General features: G+C 66.1%; 16 protein-coding genes. 5 read left to right on the top strand and 11 right to left on the bottom strand.

Translation table 11 applies throughout. From position 1 onward, the window contains the following. Positions 1-17 precede the first annotated feature (17 nt). From ACHWUQ_RS04285 to ACHWUQ_RS04275, 3 genes are read right to left on the bottom strand one after another with little or no spacing between them, the layout of a single operon-like run. Positions 18-443, bottom strand: a complete 426-nt coding sequence (locus ACHWUQ_RS04285) for an RNA-binding S4 domain-containing protein (RefSeq protein WP_239809138.1) — start codon at positions 441-443, stop codon at positions 18-20. After that, positions 430-1,899 carry a sensor histidine kinase N-terminal domain-containing protein gene (locus tag ACHWUQ_RS04280; protein WP_312527743.1) on the bottom strand — a complete coding sequence of 490 codons (1,470 nt, stop codon included), beginning with the start codon at positions 1,897-1,899 and terminating at the stop codon, positions 430-432. The genes ACHWUQ_RS04285 and ACHWUQ_RS04280 overlap by 14 nt, the downstream gene beginning before the upstream one ends. After that, the gene (locus ACHWUQ_RS04275) at positions 1,889-2,584 is read right to left on the bottom strand and encodes a response regulator transcription factor (RefSeq protein ID WP_394680435.1); all 696 of its coding nucleotides are present in this window, start codon (positions 2,582-2,584) and stop codon (positions 1,889-1,891) included. The genes ACHWUQ_RS04280 and ACHWUQ_RS04275 overlap by 11 nt, the downstream gene beginning before the upstream one ends. 134 nt (positions 2,585-2,718) lie before the next feature. On the opposite strand from ACHWUQ_RS04275, the gene ACHWUQ_RS04270 reads away from it, so the two are divergent. From ACHWUQ_RS04270 to ACHWUQ_RS04255, 4 genes are all read left to right on the top strand, one after another. Then, a complete protein-coding gene (locus tag ACHWUQ_RS04270) occupies positions 2,719-3,678 on the top strand; it encodes a Bug family tripartite tricarboxylate transporter substrate binding protein (protein WP_369460823.1) in 960 nt (319 codons plus the stop codon). A gap of 156 nt (positions 3,679-3,834) precedes the next feature. After that, the gene (locus tag ACHWUQ_RS04265) at positions 3,835-4,419 is read left to right on the top strand and encodes a tripartite tricarboxylate transporter TctB family protein (protein ID WP_312527750.1); all 585 of its coding nucleotides are present in this window, start codon (positions 3,835-3,837) and stop codon (positions 4,417-4,419) included. Beyond that, entirely contained in the window at positions 4,419-5,933 is a 1,515-nt protein-coding gene (locus ACHWUQ_RS04260) for a tripartite tricarboxylate transporter permease (protein WP_313335384.1), read from the top strand. Before ACHWUQ_RS04265 ends, ACHWUQ_RS04260 begins: the two co-directional genes overlap by 1 nt. Before the next feature lie 192 nt (positions 5,934-6,125). Continuing rightward, a complete protein-coding gene (locus ACHWUQ_RS04255) occupies positions 6,126-7,067 on the top strand; it encodes a rhodanese-like domain-containing protein (RefSeq protein ID WP_394680434.1) in 942 nt (313 codons plus the stop codon). A gap of 19 nt (positions 7,068-7,086) precedes the next feature. Here the strand turns inward: ACHWUQ_RS04255 and ACHWUQ_RS04250 are convergent, their stop codons facing one another. From ACHWUQ_RS04250 to ACHWUQ_RS04225, 6 genes are all read right to left on the bottom strand, one after another. Then, a complete protein-coding gene (locus ACHWUQ_RS04250) occupies positions 7,087-8,334 on the bottom strand; it encodes a putative Na+/H+ antiporter (protein WP_394680433.1) in 1,248 nt (415 codons plus the stop codon). A gap of 220 nt (positions 8,335-8,554) precedes the next feature. Further along, positions 8,555-9,598: a transporter gene (locus ACHWUQ_RS04245; RefSeq protein ID WP_394680432.1), complete on the bottom strand. Its 1,044-nt coding sequence runs from the start codon at positions 9,596-9,598 to the stop codon at positions 8,555-8,557. 102 nt (positions 9,599-9,700) lie between these two features. Continuing rightward, positions 9,701-9,865, bottom strand: a complete 165-nt coding sequence (locus ACHWUQ_RS04240; protein ID WP_239809129.1) for a hypothetical protein — start codon at positions 9,863-9,865, stop codon at positions 9,701-9,703. A gap of 15 nt (positions 9,866-9,880) precedes the next feature. Next, entirely contained in the window at positions 9,881-10,978 is a 1,098-nt protein-coding gene (locus ACHWUQ_RS04235) for a YeeE/YedE thiosulfate transporter family protein (protein ID WP_394680431.1), read from the bottom strand. A gap of 83 nt (positions 10,979-11,061) precedes the next feature. After that, positions 11,062-12,021 carry a rhodanese-like domain-containing protein gene (locus ACHWUQ_RS04230; protein WP_312413245.1) on the bottom strand — a complete coding sequence of 320 codons (960 nt, stop codon included), beginning with the start codon at positions 12,019-12,021 and terminating at the stop codon, positions 11,062-11,064. Between the two features lie 141 nt (positions 12,022-12,162). Then, positions 12,163-12,705 (bottom strand): DUF4256 domain-containing protein, encoded by a 543-nt coding sequence (locus tag ACHWUQ_RS04225; RefSeq protein ID WP_312527764.1) that lies wholly within the window; start codon positions 12,703-12,705, stop codon positions 12,163-12,165. 106 nt (positions 12,706-12,811) lie between these two features. On the opposite strand from ACHWUQ_RS04225, the gene ACHWUQ_RS04220 reads away from it, so the two are divergent. Continuing rightward, positions 12,812-13,702, top strand: coding sequence for a plasmid replication/partition related protein (locus ACHWUQ_RS04220; protein ID WP_239809125.1), 891 nt, complete (start codon positions 12,812-12,814; stop codon positions 13,700-13,702). Between the two features lie 30 nt (positions 13,703-13,732). Here the strand turns inward: ACHWUQ_RS04220 and ACHWUQ_RS04215 are convergent, their stop codons facing one another. Together ACHWUQ_RS04215 and ACHWUQ_RS04210 are read right to left on the bottom strand one after the other, a co-directional pair. Further along, the gene (locus ACHWUQ_RS04215; RefSeq protein WP_394680430.1) at positions 13,733-16,453 is read right to left on the bottom strand and encodes an AAA family ATPase; all 2,721 of its coding nucleotides are present in this window, start codon (positions 16,451-16,453) and stop codon (positions 13,733-13,735) included. Between the two features lie 94 nt (positions 16,454-16,547). Next, positions 16,548-17,015 carry a GNAT family N-acetyltransferase gene (locus ACHWUQ_RS04210; protein ID WP_394680429.1) on the bottom strand — a complete coding sequence of 156 codons (468 nt, stop codon included), beginning with the start codon at positions 17,013-17,015 and terminating at the stop codon, positions 16,548-16,550. Between the last annotated feature and the right edge of the window lie 29 nt (positions 17,016-17,044).

Here is a 17,044-nt window from a genome sequence, read left to right as displayed (position 1 = left end):
GCTGCAGATGCAGACGCTTACTGCGCGCTCCAGCGGTCGTTCCAACTGCGCAGCTCCTGCATGTCGCGCCGGTCTTTCTTCGTGGGGCGGCCGGCCTGCAGGCTGTTGGCAGGCTCGGGCGCCAGGCGGCGCTGCTCGCTGAGCACTTCGCGCTGGCGGATGCTGTCGGCGGTCTCCTCGTACATCTGCTGGGCTACCGGGGCGGGGCCGCGCGTAGCGGCCATGCCCAGCACGGCGACGGTGCGCGGTGTCTGCGCCTGCAGCAACTCGACCGTGTCCTGCGCCCGCACTTCCTTGGAGGGTTTGGCGACGGTGCCATTGACCTTCACATGGCCCTTGTGGATGGCCTCGACCGCAATGGCGCGGGTCTTGTAAAAGCGGGCGCACCACAGCCATTTGTCGATGCGCATCGTGGGTGTCTGGTCGGTCTCAGTGTGGGCCATCTTCGGCAGGTGGTTGGACATTCGGTTTGAACTCTACTACAGCATCAAAACCTTGGATATGGCCATGGTGCAGGCGGTTGTGCAACGACAGGCGCGCGCCCAGCGCCGTCACGATGGAGTGGCAGATCGCCAAGCCCAGGCCCGAGCCGTCGCGCAGGTTGCCGGTGACAAAGGGCTCGGTCAGCCGCGCCTGCATCTCCGCGCTGACCCCGGGGCCCCAGTCGCTGATGCGCAAGCTGGCAGCCGGGCCTTGCTGCGTCAGCTGCAGCAGCAGTGGCGCATCGGGTGGCGAGTGCTGGATGGCATTGTGCAAAAGGTTGCGCACCAGCTCGCGCAGCATCCAGGGGTGGGCGGCCAGCAGCACCTCATCGCTTTGCAGCTCGAACTGCAGGTTCTTGTCGGCCAGCAGCGGAGACAGCTCGATCACCATGTCCCGCACGATGGCTGTCAGGTCGACGGTCTGCGTGTGTTCGGACTGGTGCAGCTGCTCGACCTTGGCGAGCGACAGCATCTGGTTGGCCAGCAAGGTGGCGCGGTCCACGGTGGCGGCGATCTCGCTGAGCGCCTGCTCGGGCTCCACATCGCCGCGCTGGGCCGACTGCACCTGCACCTTCAGCACCGCCAGCGGCGTGCGCAGCTGGTGCGAGGCATCACGCACAAAGCGCTTCTGGTGCTGCACCAGGTGCGACAGCCGCGCCATCACCCGGTTGGTAGCATCGACCAGGGGCAGCACTTCCGAAGGGGTGGCGGCCGGGGTTTTGAGTGGCTGCAATGCATGGTCGCTGCGCGCATTGAGCTGGTCGCTCAGCTGCAGAATCGGCAAGGTGGCGCGCCGCACCACCACCACCACGACAACGGCAATGCAGCCAAACAGCAAGGCCTGCTGCACCAGGGTGCCCCAGAGCATGTCGCGGGCCAGCGATTCGCGGATCTCCAGGGTCTCTGCCACCTGGATCAAGGCCATGCCCCGGCCCGTGGCGCTGGCCACCGGCTGCAGCAGCGCGGCCATGCGCACCGGCATGCCCCGGAACTCGGCATTGTAGAAATCAACGAGCGCGGCGTAGGGTGGCTGCTGGGCGATGCGCCCGCGCCAGATCGGCAGCTCGGCAAAGCCGCCAATCAGCTCCCCGCTCATGTTGGAGACGCGGTAGAACAGCCGCGACTGGTTGTCGGCCTCGAAGGCCTCCAGCGCCGAATAGGGCACGGCCGAATCGACAATCGCCAGGTCGTCGTAACCGGCGACGGTCAGTTGCTCGCCAATCACCTTGGCCGATGCCAGCAGGCTGCGGTCGTAAGCGGTGTTGATGGCCTGCAGCGACTGCCGGTAGAGGCTGCTGGTGTTGTAGATGATGAACACCACAACGGGCAGCAAGATGCCCAGCAGCAGGTTGCGGCGCAGCGAGCGGATGCGCGGCGGCTGGGACCGGCCCGGGGCCTTGCTGCTGTCAGGCACCATCGGCGGCACCGGGCTTGAGCAGGTAGCCCAGGCCGCGCAACGTCATCAGCTGCATATGGGTGGGCGCCAGCTTTTTGCGCAGGCGGTAGGCCACTACCTCGACCGCCTCCAGCTGCACATCGGTCTCGCCCGCAAAGACGGCGCTGAACAAGCGCTCCTTGGTCACCGCCTGGCCCATGGGCTGGCTCAGCACGCGCAGAAAAGCCACCTCGCGCGGCGTCAGTTCAAACAGCTTGCCGCGCCAGTAAAACGATTCGGACGCCTTGTCATAGCGCAGCGCCATGCCGGGCGCCACAGCCGGTGCTGCTGGCTCGGCCACCAAGGGTTGTGCGCGCCGCACCAGCGCGCGGATGCGCGCTTCCAGCTCGTCCAGGTCAAAGGGCTTGGCCAGGTAGTCATCGGCGCCCGAGTTCAGGCCCAGAATGCGGTCGCCGACGGTGCCACGCGCAGTCAGGATCAGGGTGGGGGCGGCCAGGCCTTCGCTGCGCGCCTGGGCAATGATCTCCAGCCCGTCCATCGTCGGCAGGCTCAGGTCCAGCACCACCACATCGGGCTCGAGCTTGCGCCAGGCTGGCAGCGCCGCACCGCCATCGGTGATGGGCGTGACCTCCATGCCCCGCCGGCGCAAGGTGCGCTGCAAGGTGGTCTGCATCGTGGGGTCGTCTTCGATCAGCAAGAGGTGCATGGCGGGAGTGTGCACCAATTCCTCGGCGCCTCCAGACTCGGTGTTTTCCCTAGCTCTGGACCGCCTGGCTGACAGCCATTTGACAGCTAGGGCCGCGATGATTCAGGCACTAACAACACGATCAGGAGACAACCATGCGCCGTGATGCATTCCTCAAATCCATGCTTGCGCTGGCCGCTGCCGGCAGCCTGCCGATGCAGGCCTTTGCTGCCACCAATGTCAAGATGCTGCTGCCGGCCAACCCCGGTGGCGGCTGGGATACGACCGGCCGTGCGCTGGGCAAGGCGTTGCAGGATGCCGGCGTCGCTGGCACTGTGACCTATGACAACAAGGGCGGCGCCGCAGGCGCCATCGGCCTGGCGCAGTTCGTCAATGGCAGCAAGGGCGATCCGAACGCGATGATGGTCATGGGCGCCGTCATGCTGGGCGGCATCATCACCGGCAAGCCACCGGTGGACCTGAACCAGGCCACGCCGCTGGCGCGCCTGACCAGCGAATACAACGTCTTCGTGCTGCCCGCCAACTCGCCCTACAAGAGCATGGCCGAAGTGGTCGCCCAGCTCAAGAAGGACCCTGGCTCGATCAAGTGGGGCGGCGGCTCGCGCGGCTCGACCGAGCACATTGCTGCGGCGATGATTGCCCGTGCCGTGGGTGTGGACCCGGCCAAGATCAACTATGTCGCCTTCCGGGGCGGCGGTGAGGCGATTGCTGCCGTGCTGGGTGGCAATGTCACCATCGGCGGCAGCGGCTTCAGCGAGTTTGCCGAGTACATCGCCACCGGCAAGATGCGCCCGATCGCCGTCACCTCGGCCCAGCGCCTGGAAGGCTCGACCGTGCCCACGCTCAAGGAGCAGGGCATTGATGTGGAAATCGGCAACTGGCGCGGCGTCTATGGCGCGCCCGGCATTTCGGCTGACCAGCGCGCGCAGCTGATCGCGATGCTGGAAAAAGCCACCAAGAGCGCCAGCTGGGCCGAGTCGATGAAGAAGAACGACTGGACCTCGGCATGGCTCGCCGGCGATGCCTTCAGCCAGTTCGTCACGGCCGAGTTCGCCAATCTCAAGGACACCATGACCCGCGCAGGCATGGTCTAAGCGCAGCCGGCATGGCCCTTGGCGGCCATGCGCTGCGCATTGCGCACCCCCTTTGTCATTTGTCTAAGGAACCGGCCTGGCCCGGTGCCCGGCTGGGCTGTTGCCGCCTGATCGGTGGCATGAGGGAGGCGCCGTCATCTTTTCAGGAGTTTCGATATGAGCAACACCGCAGATTCTTCGGGGCCCGGCGCCAACAGCGCCGCCGCGCCTGCGCCGGAGGCTTTCGAGCATGCGCACACGCCGCGCACCACCTCGCAGCTGCTGGTCGGCATAGCGGTCCTGGTGATTGCCGGGCTGCTGTCCTGGGGGGCATTGCACATCCCCTCGCAAGCGGGCTACAGCGGCGTGGGGCCTGATTTTCTGCCCTGGCTGTCTGCCAGCGTGCTGGGCCTGTGCGGCATCTGGCTGTGCTGGGAGGCGCTGACCGGCGGCTTCCACCACCTCGATGCCCCCGATGGCGCCCAGCATGGTGACTGGGGCGCGCTCACCTGGGTCTGCGCAGGGCTGATCAGCAGCGCGGCGCTGATCACTACGTTGGGCTTCATCCTCAGCTGCAGCCTGTGCTATGTGCTGGCCACGCAAGGCCTGCGCCGCGCAACCGGCCAAACGCAGGCGGGCTCGTTCAAGACCATGGGCAAGGACCTGGTGACGGGTCTGCTGATTTCTGCGCCCGTGTTCTGGGCCTTTACCCAATTCCTGGCAATCAACTTGCCCGGACTGACCGAGACAGGGTGGCTGTGATGGAAATTTTCAATGCACTGATTCAAGGCTTCATGACGGCGGCCACGCCGGTGAACCTGCTCTGGGCCCTGGTGGGCTGCGCGTTGGGCACGGCCGTGGGCGTGCTGCCCGGCATTGGCCCTGCGGTGGCGGTAGCGATGCTGCTGCCGATCACGGCCAAGGTCGAGGTGACCGCCTCGATGATCTTCTTTGCCGGCATCTACTACGGCGCCATGTATGGCGGCTCGACCACCTCGATCCTGCTCAACACCCCCGGTGAGACGGCGAGCATGGTGACGGCGATGGAGGGCAACAAGATGGCTAAGAGCGGCCGCGCCGGTGCGGCGCTGGCGACCTCGGCCATCGGCTCCTTTGTGGCCGGCACGATTGCGACCGTGGTGGTGACCTTGTTTGCGCCCACCGTGGCCGAGTTTGCGGTGCGCCTGGGCCCGCCCGAGTACTTCATGCTGATGGTGCTGGCCTTCACCACCGTCAGTGCGGTGCTGGGCAAGAGCAGCCTGCGCGGATTGACCGCCTTGTTCCTGGGCCTGGCCGTGGGTTGCATCGGCATGGACCAGATCACCGGCGCCGCGCGCTACACGATGGGCAAGCCCGAACTGCTCGATGGCATCGACATCGTGCTGGTCGCCGTGGGCCTGTTTGCGGTGGCCGAGGTGCTGTACTTTGCGCTCTACGAAGCCAAGACCCGCGATACGCAAAACAAAATGGGCCGCGTGCACATGACGCGCCGCGACTGGAAGCGCTCGGTACCTGCCTGGATCCGTGGCACGGTCATCGGCACGCCGTTTGGCTGTATCCCTGCGGGCGGCACCGAGATCCCGACCTTTCTGAGCTATGCGGCCGAGAAGAAACTGGCCAAGGGCGATGACAAGGCCGAGTTCGGCACCTCGGGCGCTATCGAAGGCGTGGCCGGCCCCGAAGCGGCCAACAATGCGACGGTGACGGCGGCGCTGATCCCGCTGCTGACCCTGGGCATTCCCACCAGCAACACCACGGCGGTGCTGCTGGGTGCGTTCCAGAACTACGGCATCAACCCCGGCCCCCAGCTGTTCACCAGCTCGGCAGCGCTGGTGTGGGCGCTGATTGCCTCGCTCTACATCGGCAATGTGATGCTGCTGGTGCTGAACCTGCCGATGGTCGGCATGTGGGTCAAGCTGCTGAAGATCCCCAAGCCGCAGCTCTATGCCGGCATCCTGATTTTCGCCACTGTTGGCGCTTATGGCATGCGCCAGAGCACCTTCGATCTGTTCCTGCTGCTGGGCATTGGCGTGCTGGGCGTGGTGATGCGGCGCTTTGACTTCCCCACCGCCCCCGTCGTGGTGGGCATGATCCTGGGCCCCCTGGCCGAGGCCCAGATGCGCAACGCGGTCGCCATTGGCGAGGGCAGCTGGACCATCTTCCTGCAGCGCCCGATGTCGCTGACCTTGATCATCATCGTGCTGGCGGTGCTGATCGTCCCCCGGGTTTTGAAGTGGATGGGCAACAAAAAGGCGCTGCAAGCTGCAGCGGCCTGATGCCCGGCACCTCAACCGGTCCTTCTCTTGGCACCCTGCGGGGTGCCTTTTTTATGCCTTTGCCATGCGCGTCGTTCCCGTGCTGCAACACTGTATTGCCCATTTGCGGGCTAGGCAGTGGCGGTGCCATGGCCTACCATTTGAAGATTACCAACTGGTGCTGCCAAGGCAGCGTGGAAACGGCCTGCGTTCATGGATTTCATTGTTGCCCTGGTGCGCGAATACGGTGTTGGCATCGTCTTTCTCAATGTGCTGATCGAGCAGTTGGGCGCGCCTATTCCCGCGTATCCGGTGCTGATGGTCACCGGTGCCATCCACGGCGGTTCGCTGTCGCAGCAGTTGCTGCTGATCGCGGTGGCGGTGTTGGCGGCGTTGATCGCAGATGGCGTCTGGTATGCGATGGGGCAGCGCTACGGCAGGCGGGTGCTGGCCCGGGTCTGCAAGATTTCGCTGTCGCCCGATTCCTGCGTGCAGAACACCGAATCGCTCTACGGCCGCTGGGGCGCCAAGTCGCTGCTGATCGCCAAGTTTGTGCCCGGCTTTGCGTCGATTGCCAGCGCGCTGGCCGGCGCTGTAGGCACCACGCCGAGCCGCTTTGTGCTGTTCGATGGCCTGGGCGCCTTGCTCTGGGTGGGCTCGGCCGTGCTGCTGGGGGGGCTGTTCAGTTCCACAGTCGAGGACCTGTTGGCCGTGCTCGCGCAGCTGGGCCAGTGGGGTTTGCTGCTGCTGGGCCTCGTGTTTGCCATCTTCATTGCGCGCCGCTGGTGGAGCCGCCGCCAGGTGATCCGCTCGCTGCGGATGGAGCGGCTCACCGTCGATGAGCTCAATGACATGCTGAGCGGCGATGAACTGCCCGTCATCCTCGATGTGCGTGCCGGCACGGCGTTCGAGGCATCGCACATCCCCGGCGCGCATTCCTATGACCCGCATGACAAGGGCGCGCGGCTGCCGGCCATCGACCCCGAGGCCTCGGTGATCATCTACTGCGCCTGCCCCAATGAGGTATCGGCTGCCCGCATGGCCCAGTTGCTGCGCCGTGCCGGCATCCAGCGGGTGCGGCCGCTGCTGGGCGGTATCGATGCCTGGGTCGATGCGGGCTACCGGGTGCAGGGCAGCAGCGCTGCGCCTGCGTGACAGCTTTCAAGGCCGGGTTTTACAGGCAGAGAAAAGCTAGTGCTGCAATGGCCGTGGGCAGCAAGGCGCCCAGCAACAGGCCGCCAATGCTGATGGTGGCGTTGCTGAAGCCGTGCTTGAGCAGGGCCACACCGGCGGGGTTGGGCGCATTGGCAATCACCGTCAGGCCGCCACCGGCGACGGCACCGGCCATCAGCATGTACTTGGCCGCGTCGCTCATGCCTTCGATCTGCGAGCCCAGGTAGGTCAGCGCCGCGTTGTCGGTGATAGCGGTCAGCCCCAGCGCCCCAAAGAACAGCACCAGCGGTGCCATGCTGGCCACCAGTGGCTGCAGCCACCAGCTTTGCAGGCCTCCGAGCACCACCAGGCCGGCCAGGAAAAAGCCCACCAGCAGTGCCTCCTTGAGGATCAGCGGGCTTTGGTATTTGGCATAGGCATGGGTGTAGCCCAGAAACAGCAGAAACACGCCCAGGAACAGCACCGGGTGGTGGGCCAGCACCACCACCGCCGCCAGCAGGGCCGCATGCACGGCCACCACACCCAGCGGCATAGCCGGCTGCGCATCGTCGCTGGGCGGTGCTGCTGCCAGATGGCCGCGCATGCACCAGGCGGCAATGCTGGCGTTGACCAGCACGGCAATCACCGCTTTCCAGCCAAACTGGCTCAGCATGAAGGCGCTGTCCCAGCCCCAGGTGGCCGCCACCATCAGCACCGGCGGGGCGGCATAAGAGGTGAGCGTGCCGCCAATCGAGATGTTGACGAAGAGCACGCCCAGCGCCAGGTACTTGAGGCGGGTGGGCATGCGCGGGGTAAAGACCAGCGGGGCCAGGGTCAGTGCGGCAATGGTCATCGCTGCTGGCTCGGTGATCAGCGAGCCCATCAGCGGCACGGCGGCCAGGCCCAGCCAGGCCAGGCTCAGGGCGGTGGGCAGCGGCGTGGCACTGGCCAGTGCGGCCAAGCTGCGCTGCACCGTCGACACGATGGGGCGGGACGCCGCCATCACCATGACGACAAAGACGAACAGGGGTTCGGTGTAATTGCGCGACTCGGCGTAGTCAATGGCCTGGGATGGCCCGCTGGCAAAGGCCATGACACCGATCAGCACCATGGCCCAGAAGCCGAAGACGATCTCGACCTCGCCCAGCAGATGGAAGACACCCGCGTGGCGCGGGTAGCGGTGCGACAGGCGCTCGAATTGCTTGGCAAGAAAGGTGTGGGCCAGCGCGATGGCAAAGATGCCAGCGGCCAGGTGCTCGATCGCAAACATGAAGGTGCTCCGATGCGAAGCATGCAAGCGTTTGCAGGCGGCCGGGCGTGCACGTGGGTGGCAGCGGCCGCAGGCAAAAGTGTGCAGGCAACAGGGTTCCAGCGAGGCGGCCCGACCTTCGCTCACAACCTGCCGCTACACCCTATGTGACGACACCCAAGCCTTCCATTTTACAAAAAAATAATCAGATATGGGTTTTCAATGTCTTTTTGCCACCGACTCAGGCCGGTGGATTGCGCCGCTTGCTGCGCAGCCACCAAGCGGCGATCAGCGAGAACAGCACGATCACGCCGACCAGCAGCCAAAAGCCCAGCGGATCCTGGCTGAGCGGAATGCCGCCTACGTTCATGCCGAACAGACCGGCCATCATGTTCACCGGCAGGGCCAGCACGGTGATCATCGTCAAGGTGTAGAGCGAGCGGTTGGTGTCCTCGTTGATGCCGGCGGCAATCTCTTCCTGCAAGAGCTTGATGCGCTCTTCGAGCGACTGCATGTCGCGCAGGAAGACAGAGAACTCTTCGCTGGCGGCGCGCAGCGCATGCAGGTCTTCGTCGCGCATCCACTGCGGCGGCGTCTGCAGCAGGCGGAACATGGCTGATGGCTCAGGCGCCAGCAAACGCTTCAGCCGCACCAGCAGGCGGCGCAGGGCGCCCAGCTGGCGCGGCTGCATGCGCGTGCGCCCGCTCAGCATGGTGTCTTCGATCTGGTCAACGCGGTGGGTCACATCGCGCACGATGCGCACCAGCACATCGGCCTGGGCGCGCAACAGGCGCTCCAGCAGCTGCGGGCTGGAGCCGGGCGTGTCACCCTGGCGAATCTGCTGGCGCAGCGCATCGACCGAGCGCAGCGGGTGGGTGCGCGCCGATATCACCCACTGGGGCGAGGCCTGGATCCACATCGTGTGGATGTCGCTGGACTCGAACTGGAAGTCGAAATCGATGTCGTTGATGACGGCGAGCAGCGCATCATCCATGCGCTCGATACGGGTCGAGGCCAGGCCATCGCGCAGCGCCTCGAAGTACTGCTCATCGAGCGCCGCATACTGCTGCAGCCAGCGCAGGCAGTGGGCATGGGAGAGGTTGAAATGCAGCCAGATAAAGCCCGTGCTGCTGGGCGGCGCGGCCAGCCAGGCCTGCGCTTGCCCGGCATTCAGCGCGGTGGCGGGGCCATGGCCGTCGAGGGCATAGCCCCAGATCAGGCCGCTGTTGTCGTGGGGGGAGACCAGCGGGAGCGGGTCGGGCTCCCGCGGCAGGGGTTCGTTCAAGATAGCACTCCGGGGACGGGCGGTAGCCCCTCGCCAAACCCGGTATTTTTGGCCGCTATCGTGACTTTTTCATGACAAAGCCATGACGCGCCCCGGGCGCACTCAGTCGGGCATCGAGCAGTGGCCGCCGCTGGCGTGCTGGCCAGAGCCCGCTGCGATCAACGGGGCCTCGTAGCGCAGGTCAACGGGCTGGCTGTGCACATAATCCCAGGCGATGAAGGCGACCAGCAGCACCCAGAACGTGCTGCGCAAAACGGTGGTGTTCATATACGGCTCCTGTGCTTAAAAACCAAAATGGCGGCGAATGCGCAGCCCGAAGATCGTGCCGGCAAAGGCCAGCGGCACCCAGATCCAGCCATGGATGCTGCCGGTGCTGATGCCCGAAAGCATCGCGCCGACATTGCAGCCGAAGGCCAGGCGCGAGCTATAGCCCAGCACCAGGCCGGCGGTCAGGGCCACCAGCCACTGCGTGCCGGTCAGCGCCTTGGCGGCGGCGGGCTTGCCAGCTGCCATCCACAGCGCACCGGCCAGAATGCCGATGTTGGTGATGCTGGTGATGTCCAGCAGCACGGTCTCGTGCAGACGCTGGGCATTGCCCGGCTGGCTCCAGAACCAGTTGCCTGCCAGGTCCACGATGCCGGTGCCATTGGCGACCTTGGCGGCCCAGAGGCCAAAGCCATAGACGACGCCCCATGGCTGGCCGGCAATCACCAGGTTCAGGGTCGCGAAGATGGCCAGGCCGATCGCGCCCATCACCCATTTGCGCTGCCACAGGCCGGGCATGCTGCGCTGCTGCGCCGCATGAGCCCTGGCGCAATAGGCCTGGACCGCAAAGCCGATGACGGCCAGCGCTGCCAAGGTGGCAAGCAGCGCAGGCAGCCAGCCCCAGGTGCTGACCAGGCCCACGGCCGGCATGCGGCCCAGGTCCAGCCACCAGCCCAGGTGCAGCGATCCCAGAAAGCTGCCGATGGCAAACATCGGCAGGATGGCCGTGTTCATCGGGATGCCCATGCCCGCCTTGTACAAGGTGCCGCTGCCGCAGCCATCGGCAATCTGCATGCACAGGCCAAACACAAAGGCCCCCACCAGCAGGCTGATGCTGGGCGGGCCCAGCGCGGCCGTCAGCTCAGGGTAGTGGCCCAGCAGCGGCATGGCCATGGCGGCGGCCAGCGCCAGCAGCAGCAACTGGCCAAACACGCCGCGCGGGTCCTTGTCCTCGACCAGCATGCGCCAGCCGGTGGTAAAGCCAAAGCGCTGGCCGGCCAGGATGGCACCCAGGCCGATACCGACCAGGAACAGCGCCGCCTGGCGCAGCGATACCGACCACAGCAGCCAGCCAAAAAAGGCCGCCATCAGGATCGACAGGGGAAGTCGTTTCATCACGATCACCGTTGAGAGTCAATACAACAAAAAGCTGCCAGCACCTTTGCGGGAGTGCTGGCAGCCGAAGCACCGGGTCAGGCTTACTTGAACTTGCGCTGCCACCATTGCTTGGCGTCATAGGCCAGCGATTCGGCGCGCCCGGGCTGGTTCTCCATCGCCGGGGCACCGGGCTGCTGGGTCCAGTCCACCATCGAGCCGGCGTACAGCTTGACGTTGGGCAGGCCGGCCATCTCGCTCAGGCCAAACCAGTCGGTGGCGGCCCAGTGGCCGGTATTGCAAAAGGCGACGGTGTCCTGGCCGTCCTTGCGGCTGACCTTCTCGGCGATCTGCCGGGCGGTGGCCGGGTCGACAAACTGGGCCGTGCCCTTGACAAACCACTGGTTGAAATCCAGCTGCTGCGCGCCTGGCAGGGTGCCCGAGAGCTTGGCCGCTGGCGCCCGGGTCTTGCCCTGGTAGAAGGCATCGGGGCGGGAATCGACCAGCGCGGCATTGCTCAGATCCACATGGGAGCGCACCTGGTCGCGCGTGGCGATCAGGCTCTCGTCCAGCACGGGCTGATAGCTGCTGGCCTGCACCTGGGGCGCCTCGGTGCTGACGGGCTTGCCGTCGGCCACCCAGGTCTTCATGCCCCCGTTGACGATGGACAGCTCCTTCAGACCCAGCACCTTCAGGCTCCAGTAGACCCGTGCCATCGCGCCAAAATCGGTGGCATCGGCGCCAGTGGATACGACCACCGCATGCGTGGCCGGGGTCAGGCCCAGCGACTGCACCAAGGCCGTGAGCTTGGGCAGATCGGGCAGCTCCCCGGGGTTGGTGGCCGGGCCGCGCCACTTGCCATAGGGCGCATTAAGCGCGCCGGGGATATGGCCTTCGGCATAGAGCTTGGGCTCGCGGATATCGATGACGACAGGCGCAGCAGCGCCTTGCTGGGCGCTGGCCAGTTCGGCCGGGCTCAAGAGCGGTTGCGCGGCATGGGCTGCCGTGAGCCAGCTGCTGGCCAACAGGGCGCTGGCCACAGCCAGATGGCGAAAGGTTGTCATGGCAATAGCTTGTAGAGGCAAATCAATGGGCTCTATTGTCCCGCGATTGCAGTCTGCGAGCAGGTTGTGCGCAGATTGAATATATGGCGGTAAGGTTATATACCCTGAGGGAATAAAGGCCGCGCTGCCTGCCTGGTTTGCCTATACCCAGAGCCCGGCGCGGAAGCCGCGTGCCGCGTAATAGGACTGCACGCCATTGTGGTAGCTGAACACGCGCTCATAGCGCCGGTCGCCAAACAGCGCGCCCCCAAGGCGGCGCATCTCCTGGGGCGTGGCCAGCCAGCTGGAGGTTTTGCAATCAAACGCGCCCAGGGTCTGCAGATGGCGGTACTGCTGCTCGTCGAGCAATTGCACACCCATCGCATCGGCCATGCCCTGCGCGCTGCCGGCAGGTTTGTTTTCCTTGCGGGCGGCCAGTGCCTGCTCGTCAAAGCAGAGGCTGCGCCGGCCGCTGGGGCTTTCGGCGGCGCAATCGGCAAACAGCAGCCGGCCGCTCGCGTCCTGCAGGATGACATCGGGCTCGCCGCCGGTGGCCTCCATCTGGGCCAGCGCTTGGTGGGCGGCCGTGTTCTTGTCCAGGCGCTGCTGCACCTGCGCCCATGCCAGATTGGGGTGACGCGGCATGTGGGTTTCAAAGCGTGCTTGCAGCACGGCCACCAAAGTCTGCAGTTCGGTCTTGTTCATGGCTGTCAAATCCTTGTCAAGCGGCTGCCACTTTTGCGCACTTCTACAATCGGCGCAAGCTTTTTGAAGGATTACCCAACGGCGGCACCTGCCGCCGCGCTGCATTATGGATATTGTTGTCAACGAAGAACTCAAGGCCTACATCGACCCGCTGACCCCTGACGAGCATGCCTCGCTGGAGCGCAGCATTCTGGCCGAAGGCTGCCGCGATGCGCTGGTGCTCTGGGGCAATGTGCTGGTCGACGGCCACAACCGCTACGGCATCTGCCAAAAGCATGGCCTGCCCTTCAACACGGTGCAGAACACCCAGTTCCAGTCAATGGAGGATGTCTACCTGTGGATGATCGACCAGCACCTGGGGCGGCGCAGCGTCTCGGATTTTCAGCGTGGCGTGCTGGCGCTGCGCAAGCGCGAGATTCTGGAGCACCGCAAGCTGGAGAAGGCCCACCCGGTGGCTGCACAGCCGGCCGAAGGCGAGGCGCCTGCGGTCAGCAACGCCGACGAGGCTTTCTCGCCGGTCGATGCTGCCGAGCTGGAAAAGGTAGCCACCCGCGAGGCCATTGCCAAGGCGGCCCGGCTGTCGAGCAGCCAGGTGGCACAGATTGAGAAGATCCAGAAAAGCGCCGCGCCGGCGCTGGTCGAGGCCTTGAAGGCCGGCGATATCTCCATCAATGCTGCCGCCGTGGTGGCCAGCCTGCCGCATGACGAGCAGCAGGCCGCTGCCCAAGGCGGCAAGGATGGCTTGAAGCAGGTGGTCAAGCAGGTGCGCGAGGCCAAGCGCAAGCCCAAGGAGGAGGCCCCCGAAGCCCAGGAACCGGCCAGCGCACCCTCGGCCGCGCATGGCGCCGAAGCGGTCGATGCCGCGCTGGACAAGGCCCAGCAGCAGATCAGCGACCTGCGCGCCCGCGTGCAGGAGCTGGAACTGGAAAACGCCCAGCTGCGCCTGCAGCTGGCGGCAGCGTCGTCGCAGGATCTGCCGGTCCCCGACGAAGCCTGATCGAGGCTTTCTGCCTTTCGCCCTCCGCCTTTAATCCAGCGGCGGGCGCTTGGCCGGCTTGGGCAGCAGCCGCTGGCGGGAACGCTGCGCACGGGGCCGCACAGCGTCGGCACGCTGGCAGGCCAGGCGGTATTGCAGCAGGCTGGCCTCGGCCGCCTGCACCAGCGCAAGCGGCAGGCGCTGAGCCTCGGGCATCGGATGCGGGGCGCTCGCGGGCAGGTCGCACTGGTCCATCAACAGCGCCAGGCCCTGGCCCACATGCGCGGCCGTGTAGACATGGAACTGCCCGGCCTCCACCGCCTGTACCACCCGCTCGGCCAGCATCAGATGGCGCTGGTTGCGTGCGGGGATCAGCACGCCGTGGCTGCCATCCAGGCCTTGCTCGGCGCAGAGGTCAAACCAGCCTTCGATCTTTTCATTGAGGCCGCCCACGGGCAGTACCTCGCCATGCTGGTTGAGCGCGCCGGTGACGGCAATGCTCTGGCGCAGCGGCAGGCCCGACAGCGATGACAGCAGCGCATAGAGCTCGGCGCAGCTGGCCGAGTCACCTTCGACACCACTGTATTCCTGCTCGAACACGACCGAGGCATTGAGCGCGAGTGGCGCCAGATGGCCAAACAGGGCCGTCAGATAGCCTTGCAGAATCAGCACACCCTTGTCGTGGATGGGTCCGGACATGGCCACCTCGCGCTCGATGTTCATCACCCCTTCCTGGCCGGCATGGGTGCGCGCGCTGATGCGCACCGGCAGGCCAAAACGGTGGTCGCCGGTGTCGATCTGCGACATGCCATTGATCTGGCCGACCTGGCTGCCGGCAAAGGAGATCAGGTGCTCGCCGTCGCTGACCGCCGCATGCAGGTCCTGCTCCATCGCGTTGTGGCGCAGGCGCTGCGCGGCCAGCGCGGCTTCCACATCGGCGGCCTGCACCAGACGGTCCTGCCCTGAGCGCCGGGCGCGCTGCGCGCTCTCCAGCAGCAAGGCTTCGAGCTGGTTCAAGCGGCCGCTTTGGCGCTGCTGGTCATCGGCCTCGCGGTGGGATTGCTCCAGCAGCCGGGCGACCGCACCGGCGTCGCAATGCGGCATCTGGTAGAGCTTGCAGCGCTGCGCCATCAGTGCAGCGGTGGCGCGGTAGGTGGCGGCCGAGGCCTTGAACTGCTCGGCAAAATCGACCTTGACCCGAAAACGCCGCGCCATGTCGGGGTCGCTCTCCTGCAGCTGGTAGTAGGCCTCTTCGGAGCCAACCAGCACCAGCTTGAAGTTCAGCGGCAGCAGCTCGGGCAGCATCGCGCCACTGCTGCTGGGGCCTTGCGCGGCATGGGCATCCTCGATGCGCAGCTGGCGCGTGCGCAGCACCCGGCGCAGCGCCTGCCAGCTGTCCTCGTCGCCCAGAAGGTCGCGCAGGTGCAGCATCAAAAAGCCGCCATCGGCACGCAGCACGCTGCCCGCGCGGATGCAGGAGAAATCGCTGCGGCGCTCGTCCTCCTCGGGCGGGTCGATGGTGCCAAACAGGTTGCGCAGGCTGGGCTGGTCCTCCAGCACCACGGGGGCATGGGCCTCGCTATGGTGGTCGACGATCAGGTTGAGCTGGCTGAGTGCGCGCAGCGCCTTGCGCTTGGCCTCCAGCAGGGCGCGGGCATCGTCGCGCGCATCCTGGCTTTCGCCTTCGCCCTCGATGCTGTCGGTCTGGTCGAGCAGCGCATCGGCATCCTGCGCAATGCTGCCCGGCACCCACAGCGCCATGTTCTTGAGCCACTCGGCCTGCATCTGCGACAGCCAGCGCTGCAACGTGGCTGCATGCTCGGCGCTGGGGGTCAGGCCATCGAGCACCTGCGCCGATGCGGCTTGCCAGAGCGGCGTGGCCAAGGATTGGTAGAACAGGTTCAGCGCCGCATCGCGCGCCATCTGTGCCTGCCGCACCTGGCCCCGGAACTGTGCCAGCTGCACGCGCAGCTGGTATTCCAGGTCTTCGGCGGGTGCTGCAGTGCTGGGGGCCTCTGCGGCGTCCTCGCCTTCTCCGGGCGCCAGCAGCAGTGCAGGGTCGGCCTCGGTATCTGCCTGGGGCGGGGTGGCATTTTCCAGCACAGGCGGCTGCTCTTGCTGCACACCCGCCGCAGGCGGGCCGGCATCCGGGCCGGTGGGGTCGCCAGGCGCGTTGTCCTGGCTATCCACCACCAGCTGGCCTTCCTCGCGGCGAATGCGCAGGCCGGCGCCCTGCGCCCAGTCGTGCAGCGTGCCAAAGGCGGCTTCTTCCGCCTGGCGGGCCTGGTTGTACAGCTGCTCGATCTGGCTGCGGTGCTGCGCTTGCTGCACGGCCTTGTCAAGCTGCTCGGGCAGCTTGTCCACCATGGCCTCGATGCGGCGGCGCAGGCTGCGGCCCTGGCCGGCGGGCAGGCGCAGCGCCTGGGGGCGCTCGGGCACGGCGAAGTTGTGCACAAAGGCGATATCTTGCGCAGCGGGGCGGCGTTGCGCCTCCGCCTGCATGGCCTGGCGCAGCAGCGATGTGCGGCCACTGCCTTCCTCGCCCAGCACAAACAGGTGGTAATCGGGCGGGTCCATCGCCAGGCCAAACTCGGCCGCCGCCTGCGCGCGCTGCTGGCCGATCCAGGAGAAGGGCTCCTGCACCAGCTCGGCCGTGCTGGCAAACCCCAGCTGGGCCGGGTCAATGCGCAGGCGCAGCTGGTAGGCCTGCAGCAGCTCGGCGCAGAGCAGGGTGGGGGCAGGGCGGGGAGGGGTCAGTGGCGTGTCGGACAAGGGAATGTTTTTTCTGGAGAGCCCCAGGGACGTAGCGCGCCTGGGGCCTTGTTGTGGGTCAATGTAGGTGTCTGGGCTAAGCGCAAGCGTGGGGCTAGAGCGCCAGCCGCATGATGTGCTGCGGGCCGTAGCCGCCATCCAGGTAGAGCTCGCCGGTGTCCTCAAAACCGCACTGGCGGTACAGCGGTATCGCAGCGGCATTCTTGCAGTTCACCGTCAAAAATACGTACGTAGCAGCCAAGCCCTGTGCCCGCAGGTAGTCGGGCAGCGCTTGCAGGCTGCGCTTGGCCAGGCCCTTGCCCTGAAAGCGCTGGTCGATAAAGAAGCTGCGCAGGCCCAGGCTGTCTGCCGAGGCAAAGGGGTAGTGCTGCGCGTAGTCCTGGTCGATCAGGAAAAAGCCGGCAATCTGCTCTCCATCGCCAATCAGATGGGCGCCCAATCGGGGGTGCAGCTCGGCCAGGGTCTGGGCAATCGGGGCGACAAAGGGCAGCTGCGCCTCGTGCAGCGACAGGCCCAGCACGCGCTCGCGCTGCTCGGGCCGGTAAGGGGAGAGGAGGGTCATGGTGGTGCGGTCTCTGGCAGCGTGGTGCG

The organism is uncultured Comamonas sp. (assembly GCF_964277875.1).
Classification (GTDB): Bacteria; Pseudomonadota; Gammaproteobacteria; order Burkholderiales; family Burkholderiaceae_C; genus Comamonas; species Comamonas sediminis.
Note: the sequence above shows the minus strand (reverse complement) of the source record. Positions and strands in the feature narration are given on the sequence as shown.